This is a genomic window from Paraburkholderia sp. BR10882 (genome assembly GCF_040948855.1).
Lineage (GTDB): Bacteria > Pseudomonadota > Gammaproteobacteria > Burkholderiales > Burkholderiaceae > Paraburkholderia > Paraburkholderia nodosa_A.
In genome coordinates, this window is the sequence record NZ_JBFPKP010000001.1 from 303,638 (window position 1) to 326,972 (window position 23,335).

A 23,335-nucleotide genomic window follows, 5' to 3' on the forward strand; every position below is an offset into this window, starting at 1 on the left:
AAAAAATCTCCCTTTGTTACAAACACTTGGAACGGTTCTAGTAGAATGCCGTCCAACCGCATCTAGTCGCTTTCACTTTCTTGACACCGGCGCCTGGCCGAAAGGCCGACGCGCTTCGCTTCACAGGTAAATGCCTTGTTGAACTCCCTGCTTGATTTCCTCGCCCACGGGGTGCTCCATTTCTCGTGGTGGCAGATCGTGCTGTTCGCGGCGGTGGTCACCCACATCACGATCATCGGCGTGACGGTGTACCTGCACCGCTGCCAGGCGCACCGCGCGCTGGATCTGCACCCCATCGCGAGCCACTTCTTCCGCTTCTGGCTGTGGATGACCACGGGCATGCTCACGGGCCAGTGGGCCGCAATCCATCGCAAGCACCACGCCAAGTGCGAAACGGAAGAAGATCCGCACAGCCCGCAAACGCGCGGCATCTGGAAGGTACTGCTCGAAGGCGCCGAACTATATCGCGCCGAAGCGAAAAACGAAGAAACGCTGCGCCGCTTCAGCCACGGTACGCCCAACGACTGGATGGAGCGCAACGTCTACACGCGCTACCCCATTCTCGGCGTGAGCATCATGATGGTGATCGACGTCGCGCTGTTCGGCGCGGTCGGCCTCACCGTGTGGGCCGTGCAGATGGCGTGGATTCCGTTCTGGGCCGCGGGTGTCGTGAATGGCCTCGGCCACTTCTGGGGCTACCGGAACTTCAATTCGTCCGACGCGAGCACGAACCTTCTGCCGTTCGGCATCATCATCGGCGGCGAGGAGCTGCACAACAACCACCACACGTTCGCGACTTCCGCGAAGCTGTCGAACAAGTGGTACGAGTTCGACATCGGCTGGATGTACATCCGCATGATGCAGGCCGTTGGTCTTGCCAAGGTGAAGAAGGTCGCGCCTACCCCGCGTCTCGCCAAGGGCAAGCTCGTGGCCGATCACGAAACGCTGCAGGCCGTGCTCTCGAACCGCTATGAAGTCATGGCGAGCTACGCGAAGGCCGTGAAGCAGGCCTATCGCCAGGAACTGGCGCACCTGAAGGAAGTGGGCGAACGCGAGAAGTACAAGGTCATGCGCGGCGCGCGCAAGTGGTTCGACAAGGAAGAAGCCAGCCTGAACGAACCGCAAAAGCGCCAGCTGCCGCAAATCTTCGCGAACAGCCAGAAGCTGCGCACGTTCATCGAACTGCGCAATGAACTCGCGGCAATCTGGGAGCGTTCGAGCGCCTCGCGCGAACAACTGCTCACGCAGCTTCAGGATTGGTGCCATCGCGCTGAACAAAGCGGTATCAAGGCGCTGCAGGAATTCGCTTCGCGCCTGCGCCGTTACGCCTGATCATCGGCTCGATCGTCCCGAGCGGATTTCGGCCCCTCAGTGGGGCGCAGGAAAATCCTTTAGAATGACGAGACGTCACAAAACCCCGCGCTGGCGGGGTTTTTCTTTTTGGGCCGCAAAAAAAGCCGGAGTCCCCACAATGGCTTCATGGCGCGGCGATCGGTAGGGGCAGGAGATGATGAGTCAGGCGATCAGGAAGGTCGAATATGACCGGCCGCAGGGTGCCGTCTGCAGCGTTGGACAGGCTTGGGCGCGCGTGCCCGATGCGCCGTCCGCGGCAGAGCGCGTTGCGTTGAAGGAGCGGATTCGCGCGTTGCTCAAGCGCGAGAAGGCAGTGCTTGTCGCGCACTATTATGTGGATCCTGAGTTGCAGGAGCTCGCCGACGAAACCGGTGGCTGTGTGGCCGATTCGCTCGAGATGGCGCGTTTCGGCCGCGACCACGAGGCACAGACGCTCGTCGTGGCGGGCGTGCGCTTCATGGGCGAGACCGCGAAGATTCTGAGTCCGAACAAGCGGATTCTCATGCCCGACCTCGACGCGACCTGCTCGCTCGACCTCGGCTGCCCCATCGACGAATTCTCGGCGTTCTGCGACGAGCATCCGGACCGCACCGTGGTCGTCTATGCGAATACGAGCGCGGCCGTGAAGGCGCGCGCGGACTGGATGGTCACGTCGTCCATCGGTCTCGAGATCGTCGCTGACCTGCACGCGAAGGGCGAAAAGATTCTGTGGGCGCCGGACCGGCACCTGGGCAGCTACATCCAGAAGAAGACCGGCGCCGACATGCTGCTGTGGCAAGGCTCCTGCCTCGTGCACGACGAGTTCAAGGGCATCGAGCTCGATCTGCTGCGTGCCGAATATCCGGACGCCAGGATTCTGGTCCACCCCGAATCGCCCGAGAGCGTGGTTGCGCTCGCGGACGTGGTCGGCTCGACCACGCAGCTGATCGACGCGGCCGTGAAGCTCGACGCGCAACGCTTCATCGTCGCGACCGATCTCGGCATTCTGCACAAGATGCGCCTCGCGGCGCCGGGCAAGACCTTTATCGAAGCGCCCACGGCTGGCAACAGCGCCACCTGCAAGAGCTGCGCGCATTGCCCGTGGATGGCCATGAACGGTCTGACGAATCTCGTGGACGTGCTGGAGCGCGGTCACAACGAGATCCACGTCGACAGCGCGATCGGTGAGCGCGCGCGTCTGCCGATCGATCGCATGCTGGCGTTCGCGGCCGAGCACAAGCGCCGCGTGCAGGCAAGCGGCGACCTCGCGCGCGACACCGCGCTGTTCTCGCAAGTGGGGGCGGCGTAAATGGGCGCACTCGAATTGCTCGCAGTCGATGCCGTTTCGCCCGTGCTCGATGAAGTGCGCTCGCAGTACGGCGCGGCGTTCGACGCCGCGATCGCACGCAACGTGGCCGACGCGCTCGCAGAAGACGTGGGCCCCGGCGACCAGACCGGCCGCCTCGTGCCCGCCGACGAAATGCGCGACGCGCGCATCATCGTGCGCGAAGAAGCGGTGCTGTGCGGCGTGCTCTGGTTCGACGGCGTGGTGAAGCAGGTCGATCCGCGCATCGAAGTCCGTTGGCACTATCGCGAAGGCGAGCGCATGGCCGCCGATACGACCGTCTGCTCGCTGCGCGGTCCGGCGCGCTCGCTGCTCACGGCCGAGCGCAACGCAATGAACTTCCTGCAGCTGCTTTCGGGCGTGGCTAGCGTGACGCGCCGCTACGTCGAGATGATCGCGCACACCCGCACGCGCATTCTGGACACGCGCAAGACGATGCCCGGCCTGCGCCTCGCGCAGAAGTACGCAGTGCGCGTGGGCGGTGGCGTCAACCAGCGTCTCGCGCTTTACGACGGCATCCTGATCAAGGAAAACCACATTGCTGCGGCGGGTGGCGTTGGCGCGGCGATGGACGCCGCGCTCGCGCTCGATGCGGGCGTGCCGATCCAGATCGAAGTGGAGACGCTCGAACAGCTCGACACGGCGCTCGCGCACGGCGCGAAGTCGGTGCTGCTCGACAACTTCTCGTCCGACATGATGCGCGACGCGGTGAAGCTCACGGCGGGGCGTGCGGTGCTCGAAGTCTCGGGCGGCGTGAGTTTCGACACGGTGCGCGCGATCGCGGAAACGGGCGTGGACCGCGTATCGATTGGCGCGCTCACAAAGGACGTGCGCGCGACGGACTTTTCGATGCGTATTGTCTGAAGCCGCGAGTTCGCTGAGCTGAACCGGAAGGAAAAAGGCCGCCTCGCGATTGAGGCGGCCTTTGTTTTTTGCGGCGCTTTCAGTTCGCTCGACTCATGAAACCGTGCGATTGCGTACGCGCTCCGGCGCGAGCACGGTCGGCAGCGCCTTGGGCAGCGAGTTCGGCCAGTCGCGGCTGTAGTGCAGGCCACGGCTCTCGCGGCGCGAGCGCGCGCTTTCCACGATCAGCGAAGCGACTTCGACGAGGTTGCGCAATTCCAGCAGGTCGCGCGTGACGCGGAAATTCGCGTAGTACTCGAGAATTTCGTCGCGCAGCAGGGCGAGGCGATGTTGCGCGCGCTCGAGCCGTTTGTCGGTGCGCACGATGCCGACGTAATTCCACATCAGCCGGCGCAGCTCGTCCCAGTTGTGGGCCACGACGACTTCCTCGTCGGAATCGGAGACGCGGCTTTCGTCCCAGTCGGGCAGCGGCGCATGCGCCCCCGCGCTGAAGCCTTCCGCCTCGATCGCCTCGGCTGCCGAGCGGCCGATCACGAGGCACTCGAGCAGCGAGTTGCTTGCGAGGCGGTTCGCGCCGTGCAGGCCCGTGTACGAGGTCTCGCCCACGGCGTAGAGGCCCGCGAGGTCGGTGCGCCCAGCCAGGTCGGTGACGACGCCGCCGCAGGTGTAGTGCGCGGCGGGTACCACGGGAATCGGCGCCTTCGTGATGTCCATGCCGAACTCGCGGCAGCGCGCGAGGATGGTCGGGAAATGTTCTTCGAGAAATGCCGGCGGCTGATGGCTGATGTCGAGATGCACGCAGTCGATGCCGTGTTTCTTGATCTCGAAGTCGATCGCGCGGGCGACGATGTCACGCGGGGCCAGTTCGGCGCGCGCGTCGTGCGAGGGCATGAAGCGGGTGCCGTCGGGCAGGCGCAGCACGCCGCCTTCGCCGCGCACGGCTTCCGAAATCAGGAACGACTTGGCGTGCGGGTGGAACAGGCAGGTGGGGTGGAACTGGATGAACTCCATGTTCGCCACCCGGCAGCCGGCGCGCCACGCCATGGCGATACCGTCGCCGGTGGCCGTGTCGGGGTTCGTCGTGTACAGGTAGACCTTGCCGGCGCCGCCCGTGGCGAGCACCGTGTGCGGCGCCTGGATCGTCACCGTGCGGTCATTCTTCAGATCGAGCGCATAGAGGCCGTGACAACGACGGCCAGGCAGGCCCAGCCGGTCGGACGTGATGACGTCGATCGCCTGATGGTCCTCGAGGATCGTGATGTTCGGGTGCGAGCGCGCACGCTCGAGCAGCGTTTGCACGACTGCGTGGCCGGTGGCGTCGGCGGCGTGGATGATGCGGCGATGGCTGTGGCCGCCTTCGCGCGTGAGGTGAAAGCCGAGTTCGGCGGCGGCGTCCTTCGTGAACGGGACATCCTGGGCGATCAGCCATTCGATGGCCTCGCGGCCATGCTCGACGATGTAGCGCGTGGCTGCCTCGTCGCACAGGCCGCCGCCGGCGACGAGCGTATCGTCCACGTGGTTCTCCACGCTGTCGGCCGAATCGAGCACGGCGGCAATGCCGCCTTGCGCGCGGTCGCTCGCGCCTTCGGTCATCGCGCGCTTGGCGATGATCACGACGCGGCGCGAACCGGCGAGATTCAGCGCGACGCTCAGTCCTGCGAGGCCGCTGCCGACGATCGCTACATCGAAATTCATGATCCTGCTTCTCCGTCTCTCTTGTTCTGCGCTTTCCGGCCGCCGCATTTGCCGCGGGGCTGCGCTGTCATGGCCGCTGTCATGCCCGCTGTGATGCCATATGACACGCGTGTGGCAGCCGGTATAAAGCGGGAAGCATACTCCGAGAGAGGAGCGAACGGATAGCGCCAGTTTGGGCGCTGCCGTTAAAACACCGTTGCCGGGCGCGAACCGAGGCGGGGCGGGCGAGCCAAAAGAAAAACCCCGCTAAAAAGCGGGGTTTTTCCGTCTTCGTCAGGCTGGAAACCCGATCAATTACTTGATCTTGGTTTCCTTGTACTCGACGTGCTTGCGAACAACCGGGTCGAACTTCTTGATCGACATTTTTTCCGGCATGTTGCGCTTGTTCTTCGTGGTCGTGTAGAAGTGACCCGTACCTGCGGTCGATTCCAGCTTGATCTTGTCGCGGACGCCCTTGGCCATGATTTACTCCTTACAGTTCGCCGCGTGCACGCAGGTCTGCGAGCACGGAATCGATGCCGTTCTTGTCGATCAGGCGCAGGCCTGCGTTCGAGATGCGCAGACGCACCCAACGGTTTTCGCTTTCAACCCAGAAACGGCGGTTTTGCAGATTCGGGAGGAAACGGCGCTTGGTTTTGTTGTTAGCGTGGGAAACGTTGTTGCCGCTCATCGGCGCTTTCCCAGTGACTTGGCATACACGTGCCATGAGACACTCCTACGGAAATTCTGAGTTCGAGAGCCGCTTAGGTTTCCCAGGCGAGAAATAGCCGGAATAAGAGCGCGCTCACGTATGGATGAGAGACAACCTCGAACCCAGGCCATATTTCCCCTGGAACGCCTCGATGGGCTTCGGAACAGGGTTGGAAATAGGCAAACCACAATTCTAGCAGGAAAAAGCCTGGAAAATCAAACCCGATTTGCACAATTGTTGTGTGCCGTCGCGTCTGGCGCTGTGTCGCCTCAGCTCCAGCCATGGCGCGCGAAGGAAAACGTGTCCCGGGTGCCGATGACCAGGTGATCGATGAGTTGAACCTCCACGAGTGCCAGCGTTTCCCGCAACACCCGTGTGAGGCGCCGGTCGCTCGCGCTCGGCTGTACCGCGCCCGAAGGGTGATTATGGGCGACGATCAGGCTCGCGGCATTGAGCGTCAGCGCGCGCCGCACGATTTCACGCGGGTACACCGCCATGCGAGTGAGTGATCCGCGCGAACTTTCCTCCAGGCGGATCAGCCGATGGCGCGCATCCAGGAAGAGGCAAACGAACACCTCGTGCGGCCGCCCGCCGATCAGCAGGCGCAAGTAGTCTTCGACCGCACCGGGTGAATCGACGAGCGGTTTGTCGTCGAGCGCTTGCGCAAGCGCCCGGCGAGCGAGTTCCGTCACCGCTTGCAGCATCGCGGCTTTTGCGGGCCCGATGCCGCGCAGGGCCTCGAATTCTTCTGGCGGCGCATCGAGCATGGCGCGCAGCGAGCCGAATTGGGCCAGCAGCGTGCGGGCGACTTCGAAGACATCGTGGCCCGGCAAGCCGAAGCCGAGCAGGATCGCGAGCAGCTCTACGTCCGAAAGCGCGCTGGCGCCGGCCGTGCGCAGTCGCTCGCGAGGCATGTCGCGGCGTGGCGCCGCAGGCGCCGCGCTCTCGGGGCTCGAAACCGCAGGCGCTGCCGGCGCGGGGAGGGCGCCGCCGACGGCATCGGGCGCCGTGTCCAGGATGCAGGCGCGTTCCGTCATGGCATTCTCCACAGACAAATAAGGCATGCCCGGCGCGCGCGAGCGCGAGCGTTGGCAGTGCACAATCGTGCCGCGACCGCCTCGGCCAAGTGGCTTACAATAGATGCTTTCCTGCCGCCCGAGGCAGGCCGGACCGGCGCCTTGCGGCGCGCACGCGCGAAGCGCGCGTTACGACGAAATGAGTTACGCATGAGCATCATCGACATCTCCGAAGTGAAATCCGGTTCCCACGTGACGCTGAATTACCGGCTTTCACTCGCCGATGGCACCGAAATCGTCAATACCTTTGTCGACCGTCCCGCCACTCTGCTGATGGGCGCCGGCCAGCTTGCGCCGCCGCTGGAAGAGATTTTGCAGGGCCTGAAGGTGGGTCACCACTCGACCTTTCAGCTAGAACCCGGCGTCGCATTCGGCCAGCGCAACCCCGACCTGATCCAGCGCGTTTCGCTCAAGACCCTGCGCGAGAACGGCATGATCGGCGAGGAGTTCAGCCCGGGCGACCTGATCGAATTCAATGCCCCGAACGGCGGGCGCTACGCGGGTGTGCTCAAGGAAGTGAACGAGACCTCCGCCCTGTTCGATTTCAACCACCCGCTCGCAGGCCAGGCGGTTGCGTTCGAAGTGCAAATCATCGGAATCCTTTAAAGCCCATGACCAACACGGACACGTCCCTCATCGCAGAACTGGCCGACGCGGAAATCCTGCTCGCCCAGCCGCGCGGCTTCTGCGCCGGCGTCGATCGGGCCATCGAGATCGTCGAGCGCGCCATCCAGCTCCACGGCGCACCGATCTACGTGCGTCACGAGATCGTTCACAACGCCTATGTCGTCGAAGACCTGCGCAAGAAGGGGGCGATCTTCATTGAGCAGCTCGAAGAGGTCCCGTCCGGCAACACGGTGATCTTTAGCGCGCACGGCGTCTCCAAGTCGGTGCGCGCCGACGCCGAGGCGCGCGGCCTGCGTGTCTACGACGCGACCTGCCCGCTCGTCACGAAGGTGCACGTGGAAGTCGCGAAGATGCGCGACGAAGGGCTCGACATCGTCATGATCGGGCACAAGGGCCATCCGGAAGTGGAAGGCACCATGGGGCAGGTGGCCGAGGGCATGTATCTCGTCGAAGACATTGCCGATGTCGAGGCGCTCAAGCTGCGCGACCCGCAGCGTGTGGCATTCGTCACGCAAACCACGCTCTCGGTGGACGACGCCGCGGAAATCATCGCGGCGCTCAAGGCGCGCTTTCCCGCCATTCGCGAGCCGAAGAAGCAGGACATCTGCTACGCCACGCAGAATCGCCAGGACGCCGTCAAGTTCATGGCGCCGCAGTGCGACGTCGTGATCGTGGTGGGCAGCCCGAACAGCTCCAATTCGAACCGGTTGCGCGAAGTGGCCGAGAAACGCGGCATTCCTGCCTATATGGTGGACGCGCCCGAGCAGATCGACCCCCAGTGGCTAGCCGGCAAGCGCCGGATCGGCCTGACGGCTGGAGCGTCGGCTCCCGAGGCGCTGGCGCAGGAAATCATTCGCCGCCTGCACGAACTTGGTGCGCGCAACGTGCGTGCGCTCGAAGGCATCGAGGAGAACATTGCATTCCCGTTGCCGCGCGGACTCGGTCAACCCGTCTGACGCCTGCTGCACTCCGCACGAACGCGCCCAGGTGGCGCGTTTTTTTATGCCCGCGACACATACTGCGCGCGAGTAATAAGGGTCGCATGATGGGGAAAGGCAGGTTAACCTCACATTCGGCGGGTGTTCTTATCAGTGTTTTCTCTAGAGTGCGGGACCGAATTACGTGGTGTGACCCCATAATATAGGGGGCAATTGACATGCTTTCGATACGAATGCACCGCGCCGGGGCGGCATTATTATGCTCTCCCTTAAATACCCTTCATTTGATCCAATGCCCGCGCGACAAGGCATTGCGGCCATTATCTGCAACACATGATGCGAAGCGCGTCGATTTTTGGTGCAACTGGTGCACGAAAATGCGGCGCAACCGGTGGTGCAACCCACCCCATGCGGTTATCTAAAAATATGGTTGCAATGCAGGAAAACCCTGCCGGTTCAACAATATTGCCCGTCGCATAATTGGCGTTACAATGCGCGCGTTCTGAAGGCTGGACATTCCATGCGAAGGCCATCAGACAAGCATTTCGGAAGGCGCAGGAGACCTGATTAATGCAATTCAAGTCGGCTTTTGCCGCGTCATCGGCAAATGCGGTTGCGCCGCGCAATGCGTGGCTTAGCCGCAATGTCGAGACGGGCACGAGCACAACATCGATCATTTCTGGCATGCAGATTGCTTTTGCATGCAGCGGCGTTGTCATGCCGGTTCGCCGCCTGGGTGCGACGGGTCTCGCAGCCGAGATCCCGCAGTGCGCGGGCGGCCGGGGAGTGGGAGTCATGGCGTTTGACGCATTCGCGTTTGCCGGCCGCAAGGCTCGCCGCGAATACGCCAACGTGAATATGACGCGTAGTTGATTGAACCCGACGGCACCGAACCATCCGACGGTGCCGTTTTTGCATCCGCTTTTGGCGAGCCTGCCGCTGCAACACAGCGGCAACGCGAACCGGGGCGGCCAACCGTTACCGGTTTTTACTTCAATACCCGAAAGTGTCGTTGCGGTTCCGTAAAACATCGCCCACCGGCCGATGACGAGCGCGAATCCGGTTGCACGGGCTAAGGAGCATTAAATGGATATTTTCATCCAGCAGATCCTGAATGGGCTGGTGCTTGGCAGCATCTACGCCATCATCGCACTGGGCTACACCATGGTGTACGGGATTCTGGGCATCATCAATTTCGCGCACGGCGACGTGCTCATGGTGGGCGCCATGGTCGCGCTCTCCGCGATCAACGTGCTCCATAACCATTTCCCGGGCCTCGGGAACATCCCCACGCTGTGCATTGCGCTCGCGGTTGCCGCGCTCGTGTGTGCGGTCGTCGGGTACACGATCGAAAAGGTCGCGTACCGGCCGCTGCGCCGCGCGCCGCGCCTCGCACCGCTGATCACCGCGATCGGTGTGTCGATCCTGCTGCAGACCCTCGCCATGATCATCTGGGGCCGCAATCCGCTCGCGTTTCCCCAGCTCATCTCGACCGACCCGATCAACGTCATCAAGCCGACTGAAACCGGCGTGGGCGCCGTGATCTCGATGACGGAAATCGTCATCATCGTCGTCGCGTTCGTCGTGATGGCGGGGCTCCTGCTCCTCGTGCACAAGACCAAGCTCGGCCGCGCCATGCGCGCCATCGCCGAGAACCCGAACAATGCTTCGCTGATGGGCGTGAACCCGAACTTCGTGATCTCGGCCACGTTCATGATCGGCTCGGCGCTCGCCGCGCTGGCCGGCGTGATGATCGCCTCGGAATACGGCAACGCGCACTTCTACATGGGCTTTATCCCCGGCATGAAGGCCTTCACGGCCGCGGTGCTGGGCGGTATCGGCAACCTCGGCGGCGCGATGGTCGGCGGCGTGGTGCTCGGTCTGATCGAGCAGCTCGGCGCAGGCTACATCGGCAACCTGACCGGCGGGGTGTTCGGCAGTAACTATCAGGACGTCTTCGCATTCATCGTGCTGATCGTCGTGCTCGTGTTCCGTCCGTCGGGGCTGCTGGGCGAACGTGTCGCGGACCGCGCATAAGAGGGAGTAACACAACATGACTTCAATTCAACCGATCGAGCCGTCGACGACGCTCATCCCCGAAAAGAACATGACGAAGACCCTCACGGTCGGCATCGTGACGGCCATCGTCGTGGCAGCGCTTCCCTTCGTGGTGGGCGCCGCGGGCGGCAACTACTGGGTGCGCGTGCTCGACTTCGCGATGCTGTACGTGATGCTCGCGCTGGGCCTGAACGTGGTGGTGGGCTTCGCCGGCCTGCTGGACCTGGGCTACATCGCGTTCTACGCGGTGGGCGCCTACGTCGCCGCGCTGCTGACTTCGCCGCACCTGACCACGCAGTTCACATGGATCGCCAACATGTTCCCGGGCGGCATGCATACGCCGTACTGGATCGTGATTCCGTGCGCCATGGCGCTCGCCGCGCTGTTCGGCGTGCTGCTCGGTGCGCCGACGCTGCGCCTGCGCGGCGACTACCTCGCCATCGTGACGCTGGGCTTCGGGGAAATCGTTCGTATCTTCATGAACAACCTCGACCGTCCGGTGAACATCACCAACGGGCCGCAGGGCATTACCGGCGTCGCGCCGCTGCAGGTGTTCGGCTTCAATCTCGCGCAGCCGCACGAGATTCTGGGCTTCACGTTCACGTCGGTCTACATGTACTACTACGTGTTCGTGATCTGCGCGCTGCTCGTGATCTGGGTGTGTACGCGTCTGCAGCACTCGCGTATCGGCCGCGCATGGGCCGCGATCCGCGAAGACGAAATCGCCGCCAAGGCCATGGGTATCAATACCCGTAACGTCAAGCTGCTCGCGTTCGCGATGGGCGCGTCGTTCGGCGGGCTGTCGGGCGCGATGTTCGGTGCGTTCCAGGGCTTCGTGTCGCCGGAATCGTTCACCTTCTGGGAGTCGGTCGTCGTGCTCGCCTGCGTGGTGCTCGGCGGCATGGGCCACATCCCCGGCGTGATTCTCGGCGCCGTGCTGCTCGCCATTTTCCCCGAGTTCCTGCGCTCGACGATGGGCCCGCTCCAGCACATGCTGTTCGGCCACGAAGTCGTCGATACGGAAGTCATTCGCCAGTTGCTCTACGGCCTCGCCATGGTCGTCATCATGCTGTATCGCTCGGAAGGCCTGTGGCCGGCGGCGAAGCACGAAGACAAGATCGCGAAGATCGCCAAGCGCGCCAGCAAGAAGCCGGTTCGCGCATAACGGGGAGAACAGAATATGAGCAACAAAGCTATCCGCCTGTCCGTGAAGGGCGTGAACAAGCGCTTCGGCGGCCTGCAGGCGCTGTCCGACGTCGGCCTTCAGATCGAGGAAGGCACGATCTACGGCCTGATCGGCCCGAACGGCGCCGGCAAGACGACGTTCTTCAACGTGATTACCGGTCTGTACACGCCTGACTCGGGCGAATTCAAGCTCGACGGCACGGCCTACACGCCGACCGCCGTTTATCAGGTGGCGCAGGCCGGCATTGCGCGTACGTTCCAGAACATCCGTCTGTTCGGCGGTATGACCGCGCTCGAGAACGTGATGGTCGGCCGCCACGTGCGCACGAAGCACGGCCTGCTCGGCGCCGTGTTCCAGACTCCCTCGGAACGTCAGGAAGAGCGCGAGATCAAGGAACGTGCGATCGAGCTGCTCGAATACGTGGGCATCGCGCAATACGCGGACTACACCTCGCGCAATCTCTCGTACGGCCACCAGCGCCGTCTGGAAATTGCGCGTGCGCTCGCGACCGATCCGAAGCTGCTCGCGCTCGACGAGCCGGCAGCCGGCATGAACGCGACCGAGAAGGTCGAACTCACGCGCCTGCTCGACAAGATCCGCGCCGATGGCAAGACCATCCTGCTGATCGAGCACGACGTGAAACTGGTGATGGGCCTGTGCAACCGGATGACAGTGCTCGACTATGGCAAGGTGATCTCCGAAGGGCTGCCGCAAGACGTGCAGAAGGACCCGAAGGTGATCGAGGCATATCTGGGTGCGGGGGTTCACTGATGTCGACATCGGTTCTGAAAATCAAGGGTCTGCAGGTCAACTACGGCGGGATCCAGGCAGTCAAGGGCGTGGACATGGAAGTTCGCCAGGGCGAACTCGTCACGCTGATCGGCGCGAACGGCGCGGGCAAGACCACGACGATGAAGGCCATCACGGGTCTGAAGCCGTACTCGGCTGGCGACATCGAGTACATGGGCCAGTCGATCAAGGGCGTGCCCGCGTATGAACTGCTCAAGCGGGGCCTCGCGATGGTGCCGGAAGGCCGCGGCATCTTCGCGCGCATGTCGATTCTCGAAAACATGCAGATGGGCGCGTACCTGCGCAGCGACAACGACGGCATCCAGAAGGACGTCGAGCGTATGTTCGGCTTCTTCCCGCGCCTGAAGGAACGCGCCACGCAGCTCGCAGGCACGCTCTCGGGCGGCGAGCAGCAGATGCTCGCCATGGCGCGCGCGATCATCAGCAAGCCGAAGCTTCTGCTGCTCGACGAACCGTCGATGGGTCTCTCGCCGATCATGGTGGAGAAGATCTTCGAAGTGGTGCGCACGATCTCGTCGGAAGGCATCACGGTGCTGCTCGTGGAGCAGAACGCGCGCCTCGCGCTGCAGGCGGCCAATCGCGGCTACGTGATGGACTCGGGCCTCGTGACGATGGAAGGCGAGGCCAAGCAGATGCTCGACGATCCGAAGGTGCGGGCCGCGTACCTGGGCGAGTAAGCTGCATGGCATTGCGGTCCGCGCGGCCGCATCAAAACAAAAGCCGCATGGGTGCGAAACCCATGCGGCTTTTTTGATGGCGTCGACCAATGATGCTCAGACGAGCGCTTCGGACTCCTGCACGGCGAGGCGCTTGCCGAGACTCACCACGGCATCGGTGCGATAGCCAAGCTGCTCGTAGAACGCGAGCACCTCGGCTTTGTCGGTGAGCACCTGAAGGTTGAGCTTGAGGCAACCCAGCGCGGCGAGCGCGTTTTCCGCATGGCGCACGAGCCGCGTGCCGAGGCCGTGGCGCCGCGCATCGGGCGCGACGGCGACCGAATAGAGCCAGCCGCGATGCCCGTCGTAACCGGCCATGGCCGTGCCGATGAGCGCGCCGTCGACGTCGCCACCGTCGCGAACCGCAACGAAGAACAGCTCCGGCTGGGTGCCGAGCTTGTTCGCGATCGACAGACGCGGATTGCGATGCGGCCGGCTCGCATCGTTGTACTCGGGAAACGCCTGCAGCCAGAGCGCGATCACCGCTTCGGTGTCGGCTTCGCTGAACACGCGGATCGTGACGGACATCGCTCGTGCTCCCCTCGAATTACAGCGAGTCGAGGATCGTGCGCAGCATCGCCATCATCTGGTCGATTTCCTGCGTCGTCACGTTCAGCGCCGGCATGAAGCGCAGCAGGTTCGGGCGCGCGGCGTTGAGGAGCAGGCCGTCCGGCTGCATGAGACGCGCCTTCTCGACGATCTCCGGCCCGATGTCCTTGCCGAGCAGCAGCGCGCGCAGCAAGCCTTCGCCACGCTCGCCCTGGAAGCCGCGTTCGGCCGAAAGCTCGAGCAGCTTTTCGCGCAGATACTCGCTGCGCTCACGCACGCCTTCGAGGAAGCCGGGCGCAACCAGTTGCGAGATCACCGAATAGCCCACGGCGGTCATCAGCGGGTTGCCGTTGTACGTGCCGCCCTGGTCGCCCGCTTCGAACACGGAGATTTCCTTCTTCGCGAGCAGTGCAGCGAGCGGCACGCCGCCGCCGATGCCCTTGCCGAGCGTCATGATGTCCGGCTCGATGCCCGAGAGTTCGTAGGCGAAGAGGGTGCCCGCACGGCCGCAGCCGCTCTGCACTTCGTCGACGATCAGCAGGATGCCGTGCTTCTTCGTGAGCGCGCGCAGTTGCTGCATGAATTCGCGCGTGGCGGGAATCACGCCGCCTTCGCCCTGGATCGGCTCGAGCATCACGGCGACGGTCTTCGCGGTGATGAGCTTCTCGACCGAGGCGATGTCGTTCAGATCGGCCTTCGGGAAGCCCGGCACTTGCGGTGCGTAGATCGTGTCCCAGCCCGGCTTGCCGCTTGCCGACATCGTCGCGATCGTGCGGCCGTGGAAGCTGTGGTCGAACGTGATGATCTCGTAGGCGCCGTCACGATGCTTCTTGCCCCACTTGCGCGCGAGCTTGATCGCGCCTTCGTTGGCTTCGGCGCCGCTGTTGGCGAAGAATACCTTGTCGAAGCAGCTGTGCTCGGTGAGCAGGCCCGCGAGCTTCGCCATCGGCTCGTTGTAGAAGGCCGGCGACGGGTTGATGAGCAGGCGCGACTGCTGCTCCAGCGCCTCGATCATGCCGTCGTTGCAATGCCCGAGGCTGTTGACGGCCCACCCCTGGATGAAGTCCAGGTATCGCTTGCCCTCGTTGTCGTAGAGCCACGACCCCTTGCCATGCGTGAAAACGATTTCGGGCCGGTTGGTGATGTACATCAGCGACTCGATCGGGTATTCGGAATAATTCATGGCAACGGGCTCCGCGTTGGGGCTGCACAAGGGTTGAAGAAGATACGGCGGAAAAACAAAAAGCCACGGACTGGCCGTGGCTTTCGTGATTCGAACTTGCTGTGCGTTGAGATGTACAACGCGCGTCCGCGAGTAGCCAGGCCCTAAAGATGGGGCGAGCGGCGACGTCGAAGGGCGGACAGGATGCAGTTCATGGGCGCAAGAATACGACAAGCCGAATGGCGATGTAAACCATCAATGTGCCGAATTTTTCCAGGCGGCCGAAGAATTTTTCGTGACGACTGCCCGGCGGGTCGATGCATTGCACACGCAACGACCCGCTCGGGCGAGCTTCAGACGGCGTTCGCGAGGTCGGCGGCGCTCGTGAACGAGTCCGCGTAGAACTCCTCTTCGGGCAGACCGTGGTGCTGCGTGAAGTCGCGCTGCGCGGACTCCACCATCACCGGCGCGCCGCACGCATAGACCTGGTGGCCCGAAAGATCGGGCAGATCCTCGATCACGGCGCGGTGCACGAAGCCCGTGCGGCCGGTCCAGTCGTCGCCGGCGGCGGGCTCGGAGAGCACCGGCACGAAGCGGAAGTTCGGAATCTCCTTCGCCCATTGTTCGGCGAGTTCCATCAGGTACAGGTCCTTCTTCTGGCGCGCGCCCCAGTAGAGCGTCATCGGGCGGTTCAGGTTCTTGTGGACCGCGTGCTCGACGATCGCCTTGAGCGGCGCGAAGCCGGTGCCGGAGGCCAGCAGCACGATGGGCTTATCGGATTCCTCGCGCAGGAAGAAGGTGCCGAGCGGCGCTTCGAAGCGCAGGATGTCGCGCTCCTTCATCTGCGAGAAGACGTGGTCGGTGAACTTGCCGCCCGGCATGTGGCGGATATGCAGCTCGATCGGGCCTTGCTCGTGCGGCGCGCTCGCCATGGAGTAGCTGCGGCGCGTGCCGTCCTTGAGGATGAATTCGAGGTACTGGCCGGCGAGATACTGCAGGCGCTCGTTGGCGGGCAGTTGCAGCTTGAGGACGACGACGTCGTCGGCGCGGCGCTCGATGGCGGCGATGCGGGTAGGCAGCTTGCGCACCTGCACGTCGCCCACGCCCGCCACTTCGCGGATGTCGATTTCGAGGTCGGTTTGCGCCGTCGCACAGCAGAAGAGGGCCATGCCGCGCGTTCTTTCGTCATTGGAAAGCGCCGAAGCCGCGTGGGCGCGCTGCTCGACTTCGCCGTGGCAGACCGTGCCCTTGCACGAGCCGCACGCGCCGTTCTTGCAGCCATACGGCAGGCCGATGCCCTGACGCAGGGCCGCGTTGAGAATGGGTTCGTCGGGCTCGACCTGGAATTGCCGGCCGCTTTGCTTGAGCGTTACGTTGAAAGCCATATTCAGGGAAGCGTAAGTCTGTATCCGAGGGTTGATTCCGGGCGCGGGTCGCTTTGGGTAGGTTGCCGCGCTTTCTTGCCGGCCTTCGCCGCGAGGCCCGGGCCGCTAAAATGGTTCCACCATGATCGCCACACGAACCTTGCGCCGTGCGCGCATCCTGATTGTCGGTTGCGGCGACGTCGGCCTGCGCGGCGTCACCCAGTTGCGCGAGCGGCCAGACCGCGCGCGCGTATTCGCGCTCGCGCGCCGTGCCGAGCGCGCAGACGTCGTACGGGCCGCGGGAGCCACGCCGGTGCGCGGCGACCTCGATTCCCGCAGGAGTCTCGCGCGGATCGCGGGCCTGGCTCGCACCGTCCTGCACCTCGCGCCACCGCAACAATCCGGCGACGACGACCTGCGCACGCGCCGCCTGATCGCGGCGCTGGCGGCGCGGCGTCGCGCGGTGTCGCGGCCTGCGCTGGCGGGCGCCGCGCCGCGCGCCTTGCGGCCCCCATTGCATTGCCTCGTGGACCGCATGCGCCGCAGCGCTGTCGGCCAAGCCGCAGCCTTTGGAGCATCCGTCATTGTACCCGAGCGCATCCGGCGGTTTTCCGGCGCCCGGCGCAAGCGGCTCGAACGCCCGAGGCTCGTCTACGCGAGCACGACGGGGGTGTACGGGGATTGCGGCGGCGCGCGCATCGACGAAACACGCACAGTGCAGCCCGCCAACGCCCGCGCCATTCGCCGGGTGTCGGCCGAACGGCAACTGCGCCGCGCGACGGCGCGCGGCGCGCTCAGCGCCACGATCGCGCGCATTCCCGGCATTTATGCCGCGAACCGTCTCCCGCTCGCCCGGCTGGAAAAGCGCACGCCAGCGCTCGTAGCGAGCGACGACGTCTACACGAGCCACATCCACGCAGACGACCTCGCGGCGATTCTCCTGCGCCTCGCGACGCACGGCCGCCCGGGGCGCACGATCCACGCGACGGACGACAGCGAACTGAAGATGGGCGAGTACTTCGACCGCGTGGCCGATGCCTTCGGCCTCGCGCGCGCCCCGCGCGTGAGCCGCGCCGAGGCCGAGCGCGAACTCGAGCCGGTCTTGCTGTCGTTCATGCGGGAGTCGAGACGGCTCGCCAATACGCGCCTCAAGCGCGAACTGCGCGTGCGTTTGCGTTATCCCGACGTAGATGCGTTCTTGCGCACGCTGCCGCCGCACCCGTGACTCCGGGCGGGCGGCGCGGCGCAAAGCGTGCCGTTCACGTGATGGCCGGCAGCGCTTCGAGCAGGAGGAAGCACAATAGCGCTCCGATGAGCGCCCCGATGAGGTTCGGATGATACTGATGTCGCATATGCATCGACGCGAGCAGGCCACCAATCAGAACCGCCCCTAGCGCCATGAAGGCCATCAACACGAATGAGATTTCGAATGAGCCGTTGATGATCATGATGCCCCTCCTTGCAACTTGTAATCGTTCTTGAGACGAGTATAGGGCGGAAGCCCGGCAAGGACATGCTGCGGCGCGGCGAAAACGATGCCTGTTTGCAAGCATCGGTGCGTCAACCCACTGAGCGGCGGGCGCCCGCGCCGCCCGGTGGTGGTTTACCCGTTGTTGCGCAACGCGTCGAGCGCCGCGGCGTCGAGCCATTGCCAGGCGCCCGGCGCCAGACCGGCGGGCAGGGAAAAGCCGCCAATGCGCTCGCGGTGGAGCGCCTCGACGCGGTTGCCGGCCGCGGCCACCATCCGTTTGACCTGATGATATTTGCCTTCGAGCACGGTCAACTCCAGCTCGTGATCTGAACGTGCGCAGGCAGCGACGGCGGCAATCGGCTCGCGCTCGCCGTGCAGCAGCACGCCTGCACGCAGGGCATTGAGCTGGACCTCGTCGAGCGGATGGCGCGTGCTCGCCACGTAGACCTTCGGCACCTTGCGCTTGGGCGACGTGAAGGCGTGGACGAACTGGCCATCGTCGGAAAGCAGCAGGAGGCCGGTCGTATCCTGATCGAGGCGGCCCACGCACTGCACGTTGCGCTCTCCGAACTGCGGCGGCAGCAGATGAAACACGCTCAAGTGATGCTGCGGATCGCGCGAGCACTCGTAGCCCGCGGGCTTGTTGAGCGCAAGGTAGGCGCGCGCGTGAAACGGCCACGGCGTGCCGTCCACGCTGAAGACGAGGCCTGCCGTGTCGAACGTTGCGAGGGGGTCGTTGCAGGGCTCGCCCGCGACGGCGACCCGCGCGTCGGCGATGAGCGCGCGGCATTGGCGGCGTGAGCCGAAACCCTGAGTGAAGAGGATGCTTTCGAGATTCATGACGGACGGCTGACAGCGTAGAGCCGGCTATTTTATCCGTGGCGACGTGGTCCGCGCCGCCGTGCCCGCCGCCTGTGCGCTTCGCACGGCTTGACCGCGTTTTTCGGGCGGATGGCGTAACGTAGCGCAAGGTATCGGCAGGTCCGGCCGGCTCGCACCGCCTGGACACGTACGAAATTGCCCCCCAATTTTCTTCTCGCGCAGCGCCCGGTCTCGGAGCGCGCGCTGCGCCATTCGGCTCACGTGGAGAACACCATGGCGAAGACAATAGCGGATCATCTGGCGAAAACGCTCGAGGCAGTCGGCATCGAGCGTATCTGGGGCGTGACCGGCGACAGCCTGAACGGGCTGTCGGCGAGCCTGCGCAAGCTCGGCACGATCCGCTGGATGCACACGCGGCACGAGGAAGTCGCCGCCTTCGCGGCGGGCGCCGAAGCGGCGGCAACCGGCCGGCTCGCGGTGTGCGCGGGCAGTTGCGGGCCTGGCAATCTGCATCTCATCAACGGTCTCTACGACTGCCATCGCAACCGCTCGCCGGTGCTCGCGATCGCGGCGCACATCCCCTCGACGGAAATCGGCCTCGGCTATTTCCAGGAGACTCACCCGACCGAACTCTTCCGCGAGTGCAGCCATTACGTGGAGCTGGTGACGAACGCTTCGCAGTTTCCGCGCGTGCTCGACACCGCGCTGCGCACCGCGATCGACCAGAAGGGCGTCGCCGTGATCGTGCTGCCCGGCGACGTGGCGCTTCTGGACGCGTCCGACGAGGAGCCCGCATGGGCTCAGGCGGCGCGTCCGGCGACCTTGCCTTCGTCGGCGGATATCGACCGGCTCGCCGAACTGCTCAATCGCTCCGAAGCGGTGACGCTGCTGTGCGGCAGCGGCTGCAAGGGCTCGCACGACGAAGTGGTGGCTTTCGCGGACGCGCTCGGCGCGCCGACGGTGCATGCGCTGCGCGGCAAGCAGTACGTCGAATGGGACAACCCATTCGACGTGGGCATGACCGGGCTAATCGGCTTCAGCTCGGGCTACCACGCGATGATGTCGTGCGACACGCTCGTCATGCTCGGCACCGACTTCCCGTATCGCAACTTCTATCCGCAGCATGCGAATATCGTGCAGATCGACCGCGACGCGGCCGCGCTCGGCAAACGCGCGCCGCTCACGCTCGGACTCATCGGCGACGTACGCGAAACATTGCGCGCGCTCACGCCGAAGCTCACGCGCAAGACCGACCGGCGCTTTATCGAGCATGCGCGCGAGCACTACGCGAACGCGCGCAAGGGACTCGACGAACTTGCGCGCCCGGCGGCCGCGGGCAAGCCGCTGCATCCGCAGTATGTGGTGGCGCGTCTCGACGCGCTCGCCGAGGACGATGCAATCTTCGCGGTCGACGTTGGCACGCCCACGCTCTGGGCCGCGCGCTATCTGACGATGAATGGCCGGCGCCGCCTGCACGGCTCGTTCAACCATGGCTCGATGGCGAACGCCATGCCGCAGGCGCTCGGCGCGCAGGCAGCCCACGCCGGGCGCCAGGTCGTCTCGCTCTCCGGCGACGGCGGTCTTTCGATGCTGCTCGGCGACATTCTCACGGCGCGTCAGCTCGATCTGCCGATCAAGATCGTTGTCCTGAATAACAGTTCGCTCGGTTTCGTCGCCATGGAGATGAAGGCGGGCGGCTACGTGGAGACTGGCACCGATCTGGCGGCCACCAACTTCGCGGATATCGCGCAAGGCGCGGGACTTTTCAGCGTGCGCGTGGAGACGTCCGAAGCGCTCGATGAGGCGTTGCGCGCGGCGTTCTCTCACGCAGGGCCGGCGCTCGTCGACGTGGTGACGACGAAGCACGAACTGGCCATGCCGCCGAAGCTGCAGTGGGCGCAGGCGAAAGGGTTCAGCCTCTACATGTTGCGTGCGGTGCTGAGCGGGCGCGGAGACGAAGTGGTGGAGCTGGCGCAGACGAATTTGCGCTGAGGTTCGTGCGACAGACCTGCGTCAGTCAGTGATCGAGACGCAGGTGCTGTCCTCTGGCCAGGTGCGAAATTCATCGACGCGGCCCGCGCGCACGTCGAGCAGCAGCCGGTCCAGCGCTTCGAGCCTTGCGGATCTGTCTGCGCTCGAGCGGATCAACGTGGCGGCGGCGCGTCCCGAGACGGACTCGTGGGCCTCGATGAGGATGCGAATGGCTTCCTCTCGCGTCATGAAAATGCGGTCCATTGTGCGCTCCCGGTTTGCTATCTCAATAACATCGACAACGATAGCAGCGGGGCGCGGCACGCCGCGCGGCATCCGCAGGACGCTTGATCTTCGTCCAAAGAAGGGTGTGCTGGATTCGGACCGGCAACAAAAAACCCGCGAAGCGTCGAGCTTTCGCGGGTTTCAGGACTCCGGCGGCCATTGCCGGAAAGCATTCTGGTGCCTCGGGCCGGAATCGAACCGGCACTCCTTTCGGAACCGGATTTTGAGTCCGGCGCGTCTACCAATTTCACCACCGAGGCGTGTGTTTTTGCGAGTTTCTCGCACTCGAGCAAACATGCAAGCGCTCGAAGTAGCCGGTGATTATGACGCAAATCGCCCTCCCAGGCAACTGTGCGGCGCCGGAAAGCCGTCAAATCGTCCGCGAGAACCGCTCGGGCTGCTGTGCGCCAAGGTAGCGGTCAAACACCATCGCAATATTGCGCACCAGCATGCGTCCAGCGGACAGCACCTCGAGGCGGTCGGCGCTGCGCACAACGAGCCCGTCGCGTTCGAACTCGCGCAGGCGTTCGAGTTCGGTCGCAAAAGTCGCCGGAAAACGAATGCCGTAGGCGGCCTCGAACTCGTCGTAGCGCAGTTCGAGATTGCACATGAGTTCCGTGATGATGTCGCGGCGCAGACGGTCGTCGGCGGTGAGGCGCACGCCTTTCGCAGTCGCGAGCTTGCCCGCGCCGATGGCCGCACCGTAGCCGATCAGCTCCTTCGCGTTCTGCGCGTAGACGTCGCCGACCTTGCCGATGGCCGAGGCGCCGAAGCCGATCAGATCGCAGTCGGCGCGCGTGCTGTAGCCCTGGAAATTGCGGTGCAGCGTGCGCTGCGCCTGGGCGCGCGCGAGTTCGTCGGTGGGCAGTGCGAAATGGTCCATGCCGATGTAGACGTAGCCCGCCTCGGTGAGCTGCTCGATCACGAGCCTGAGCAGCGCCATGCGCTCCGCAGGCGTGGGCAAGGTGGCTTCGTCCATCTGGCGCTGCATCTTGAAGAGATGCGGCATGTGCGCGTAGCCGAACACCGAGATCCGATCGGGCGCGAGCAGCAGCATCGTCTCGAGCGTGCGGCCGAAGGTTTTGACGTTCTGGTACGGCAAGCCGTAGATCAGATCGACGCTGATCGACTCGAAGCCGTTCGCGCGCGCGGCATTCATGACGTCGACGGTCAGTTCGAGCGGCTGCATGCGGTTGACCGCCTTCTGCACGACCGGATCGAAGTCCTGAACGCCCAGGCTCAGCCGGTTGAAGCCGAGCGAACGCAGATGCGCAATGGTCTGCGCCGTGGCTTCGCGCGGGTCGATCTCGATCGAGTATTCGCCGGCGTCGTCGGGCTGCAGCGCGAAGTGTTCGCGCGTGGCGGCCATGAGCGTGCTCATTTCGTCCAGCGAGAGAAAAGTGGGCGTGCCGCCGCCCCAATGCAGCTGCGAAACGGGGCGCTTCGTGTCGAAGAGCGCGGCCTGCAACTGCACTTCGCGGATCATCTGCGCGAGATACGGTTTCGCGCGGCCGCGGTTCTTCGTGATGACCTTGTTGCAGCCGCAATAGAAACAGACGGTGTCGCAGAACGGGATGTGGAAGTACAGCGAGAGATCGGTTTCGCTCGCGCCCGGATCGGCTGCCGCGCGCCGGTAGTCGGCGGGATCGAAGTCGTCGCGGAACTGCAGGGCGGTGGGGTAGGACGTGTAGCGCGGGCCGTTGGCGCCGTATTTGGCAAGCAGGTCGGGGCGAAAGAGCAGGTCGGCGTCGCTCATGCAAAGCTCACTGGGAAGGGCGGCGCACGGGTGGGCAGCGTTCGGTGCCGCGGAACGCCGCGCACAGGTGGCCTGTCCCTTGTCCTACAGCGCCAGATGGACAAAGTGTACGAGCGCGTAGGAAGAAGCGATTGTGTAAAAAGGTCGCACGCGAGCGATGGCACAATGCCGTCTGGTCCGCTGCCGCGCGGACACGATTTGTCAGCGTTCCAAGAAACCGAAGTGAGTACCGATTTTCCCGCCGATGCCTCAGTGCACGCCTGCCGTCCCGGTTGCGGCGCGTGCTGCATTGCGCCGTCCATTACGAGCCCGATTCCGGGCATGCCTGAAGGCAAGCCGGCCGGCGTGCGCTGTGTTCAACTCGGCCAGGACCTGCGCTGCATGATCTTCGGCTCGCCGTTGCGGCCGGCGTGCTGCTCGGGGCTGCAGCCGCAGCTCGAGATGTGCGGCGAGTCGCGCGAGGAGGCCATGTTCTGGCTCACGCGTCTCGAGGCGCAAACCCAGCCGCAAGTTCAGCCGCGAACCGAGCCACAAGCGCCAGCGGCGCGCTGAACCCGGCGCAAACTGCGTCGGTCAGCAGCCATGCGCCAGAATGACGGCGCGCCAGTCCCGGCCCA

Annotated in this window: 24 protein-coding genes and 1 tRNA gene; 12 read left to right on the forward strand and 13 right to left on the reverse strand. The window is 64.4% G+C overall.

Annotation, left to right across the window (positions count from 1 at the left end; translation table 11 throughout):
• Positions 1-135 precede the first annotated feature (135 nt).
• From AB3X99_RS01365 to nadC, 3 genes are all read left to right on the forward strand, one after another.
• Positions 136-1,332 carry an acyl-CoA desaturase gene (locus AB3X99_RS01365; RefSeq protein WP_069262754.1) on the forward strand — a complete coding sequence of 399 codons (1,197 nt, stop codon included), beginning with the start codon at positions 136-138 and terminating at the stop codon, positions 1,330-1,332.
• A 178-nt stretch (positions 1,333-1,510) separates the two neighbouring features.
• Positions 1,511-2,641: a quinolinate synthase NadA gene (gene nadA / locus AB3X99_RS01370; protein WP_342948594.1), complete on the forward strand. Its 1,131-nt coding sequence runs from the start codon at positions 1,511-1,513 to the stop codon at positions 2,639-2,641.
• Positions 2,642-3,541, forward strand: a complete 900-nt coding sequence (gene nadC, locus AB3X99_RS01375; RefSeq protein ID WP_069262753.1) for a carboxylating nicotinate-nucleotide diphosphorylase — start codon at positions 2,642-2,644, stop codon at positions 3,539-3,541.
• Between the two features lie 93 nt (positions 3,542-3,634).
• Here the strand turns inward: nadC and nadB are convergent, their stop codons facing one another.
• The 4 genes from nadB to radC form a co-directional block, all read right to left on the reverse strand.
• Positions 3,635-5,236 (reverse strand): L-aspartate oxidase, encoded by a 1,602-nt coding sequence (gene nadB / locus AB3X99_RS01380; protein ID WP_368615959.1) that lies wholly within the window; start codon positions 5,234-5,236, stop codon positions 3,635-3,637.
• Positions 5,237-5,530: 294 nt separating this feature from the next.
• Complete coding sequence (gene rpmG / locus AB3X99_RS01385; RefSeq protein ID WP_027794136.1) at positions 5,531-5,698, reverse strand: 50S ribosomal protein L33; 168 nt, start codon at positions 5,696-5,698, stop codon at positions 5,531-5,533.
• 10 nt (positions 5,699-5,708) lie between these two features.
• A complete protein-coding gene (gene rpmB, locus AB3X99_RS01390) occupies positions 5,709-5,942 on the reverse strand; it encodes a 50S ribosomal protein L28 (protein WP_027794135.1) in 234 nt (77 codons plus the stop codon).
• A 254-nt stretch (positions 5,943-6,196) separates the two neighbouring features.
• Positions 6,197-6,964, reverse strand: coding sequence for a DNA repair protein RadC (gene radC, locus AB3X99_RS01395; RefSeq protein WP_069262751.1), 768 nt, complete (start codon positions 6,962-6,964; stop codon positions 6,197-6,199).
• 189 nt (positions 6,965-7,153) lie between these two features.
• Here radC and AB3X99_RS01400 point away from each other — a divergent pair, with 189 nt between their 5' ends.
• Positions 7,154-7,609: a peptidylprolyl isomerase gene (locus tag AB3X99_RS01400; RefSeq protein WP_028205261.1), complete on the forward strand. Its 456-nt coding sequence runs from the start codon at positions 7,154-7,156 to the stop codon at positions 7,607-7,609.
• Between the two features lie 5 nt (positions 7,610-7,614).
• Positions 7,615-8,586 (forward strand): 4-hydroxy-3-methylbut-2-enyl diphosphate reductase, encoded by a 972-nt coding sequence (gene ispH, locus AB3X99_RS01405; protein ID WP_042271909.1) that lies wholly within the window; start codon positions 7,615-7,617, stop codon positions 8,584-8,586.
• A gap of 302 nt (positions 8,587-8,888) precedes the next feature.
• Here ispH and AB3X99_RS01410 read toward each other — a convergent pair whose 3' ends face one another.
• Positions 8,889-9,287 (reverse strand): hypothetical protein, encoded by a 399-nt coding sequence (locus tag AB3X99_RS01410; RefSeq protein WP_368615960.1) that lies wholly within the window; start codon positions 9,285-9,287, stop codon positions 8,889-8,891.
• Positions 9,288-9,654: 367 nt separating this feature from the next.
• Here AB3X99_RS01410 and AB3X99_RS01415 point away from each other — a divergent pair, with 367 nt between their 5' ends.
• The 4 genes from AB3X99_RS01415 to AB3X99_RS01430 are packed head-to-tail and all read left to right on the forward strand — an operon-like array spanning position 9,655 to position 13,299.
• The gene (locus AB3X99_RS01415) at positions 9,655-10,605 is read left to right on the forward strand and encodes a branched-chain amino acid ABC transporter permease (protein ID WP_069262749.1); all 951 of its coding nucleotides are present in this window, start codon (positions 9,655-9,657) and stop codon (positions 10,603-10,605) included.
• A gap of 16 nt (positions 10,606-10,621) precedes the next feature.
• Positions 10,622-11,791: an ABC transporter ATP-binding protein gene (locus AB3X99_RS01420; protein ID WP_069262748.1), complete on the forward strand. Its 1,170-nt coding sequence runs from the start codon at positions 10,622-10,624 to the stop codon at positions 11,789-11,791.
• Positions 11,792-11,806: 15 nt separating this feature from the next.
• Entirely contained in the window at positions 11,807-12,583 is a 777-nt protein-coding gene (locus AB3X99_RS01425; RefSeq protein WP_069262747.1) for an ABC transporter ATP-binding protein, read from the forward strand.
• The gene (locus AB3X99_RS01430) at positions 12,583-13,299 is read left to right on the forward strand and encodes an ABC transporter ATP-binding protein (RefSeq protein WP_112173207.1); all 717 of its coding nucleotides are present in this window, start codon (positions 12,583-12,585) and stop codon (positions 13,297-13,299) included. The genes AB3X99_RS01425 and AB3X99_RS01430 overlap by 1 nt, the downstream gene beginning before the upstream one ends.
• A gap of 96 nt (positions 13,300-13,395) precedes the next feature.
• On the opposite strand, the gene AB3X99_RS01435 is transcribed toward AB3X99_RS01430, so the two are convergent.
• From AB3X99_RS01435 to AB3X99_RS01445, 3 genes are all read right to left on the reverse strand, one after another.
• A complete protein-coding gene (locus tag AB3X99_RS01435) occupies positions 13,396-13,866 on the reverse strand; it encodes a GNAT family acetyltransferase (protein WP_069262745.1) in 471 nt (156 codons plus the stop codon).
• 19 nt (positions 13,867-13,885) lie between these two features.
• The gene (locus AB3X99_RS01440) at positions 13,886-15,070 is read right to left on the reverse strand and encodes an acetylornithine transaminase (protein ID WP_069262744.1); all 1,185 of its coding nucleotides are present in this window, start codon (positions 15,068-15,070) and stop codon (positions 13,886-13,888) included.
• A gap of 332 nt (positions 15,071-15,402) precedes the next feature.
• Positions 15,403-16,434: a CDP-6-deoxy-delta-3,4-glucoseen reductase gene (locus AB3X99_RS01445; protein WP_368604036.1), complete on the reverse strand. Its 1,032-nt coding sequence runs from the start codon at positions 16,432-16,434 to the stop codon at positions 15,403-15,405.
• Between the two features lie 121 nt (positions 16,435-16,555).
• Here AB3X99_RS01445 and AB3X99_RS01450 point away from each other — a divergent pair, with 121 nt between their 5' ends.
• Complete coding sequence (locus tag AB3X99_RS01450; RefSeq protein ID WP_342948512.1) at positions 16,556-17,638, forward strand: NAD-dependent epimerase/dehydratase family protein; 1,083 nt, start codon at positions 16,556-16,558, stop codon at positions 17,636-17,638.
• 34 nt (positions 17,639-17,672) lie between these two features.
• Here AB3X99_RS01450 and AB3X99_RS01455 read toward each other — a convergent pair whose 3' ends face one another.
• Together AB3X99_RS01455 and AB3X99_RS01460 are read right to left on the reverse strand one after the other, a co-directional pair.
• A complete protein-coding gene (locus AB3X99_RS01455; protein ID WP_042260822.1) occupies positions 17,673-17,861 on the reverse strand; it encodes a hypothetical protein in 189 nt (62 codons plus the stop codon).
• A gap of 155 nt (positions 17,862-18,016) precedes the next feature.
• On the reverse strand, positions 18,017-18,724 hold the full coding sequence (locus tag AB3X99_RS01460; RefSeq protein WP_368615962.1) for a pseudouridine synthase: 708 nt from the start codon (positions 18,722-18,724) through the stop codon (positions 18,017-18,019).
• Between the two features lie 255 nt (positions 18,725-18,979).
• On the opposite strand from AB3X99_RS01460, the gene poxB reads away from it, so the two are divergent.
• Positions 18,980-20,698 carry a ubiquinone-dependent pyruvate dehydrogenase gene (poxB, locus tag AB3X99_RS01465; protein ID WP_069262740.1) on the forward strand — a complete coding sequence of 573 codons (1,719 nt, stop codon included), beginning with the start codon at positions 18,980-18,982 and terminating at the stop codon, positions 20,696-20,698.
• 21 nt (positions 20,699-20,719) lie between these two features.
• Here poxB and AB3X99_RS01470 read toward each other — a convergent pair whose 3' ends face one another.
• The 3 genes from AB3X99_RS01470 to hemN all read right to left on the reverse strand — a co-directional run bounded on the left by AB3X99_RS01470 (position 20,720) and on the right by hemN (position 22,718).
• On the reverse strand, positions 20,720-20,941 hold the full coding sequence (locus AB3X99_RS01470) for a hypothetical protein (RefSeq protein WP_069262739.1): 222 nt from the start codon (positions 20,939-20,941) through the stop codon (positions 20,720-20,722).
• A gap of 196 nt (positions 20,942-21,137) precedes the next feature.
• Positions 21,138-21,222, reverse strand: a tRNA-Leu gene (locus AB3X99_RS01475).
• A gap of 110 nt (positions 21,223-21,332) precedes the next feature.
• Positions 21,333-22,718, reverse strand: coding sequence for an oxygen-independent coproporphyrinogen III oxidase (hemN, locus tag AB3X99_RS01480; protein ID WP_368615963.1), 1,386 nt, complete (start codon positions 22,716-22,718; stop codon positions 21,333-21,335).
• 222 nt (positions 22,719-22,940) lie between these two features.
• Here hemN and AB3X99_RS01485 point away from each other — a divergent pair, with 222 nt between their 5' ends.
• A complete protein-coding gene (locus AB3X99_RS01485) occupies positions 22,941-23,270 on the forward strand; it encodes a YkgJ family cysteine cluster protein (RefSeq protein WP_368615964.1) in 330 nt (109 codons plus the stop codon).
• The last annotated feature ends 65 nt before the right edge of the window (positions 23,271-23,335 follow it).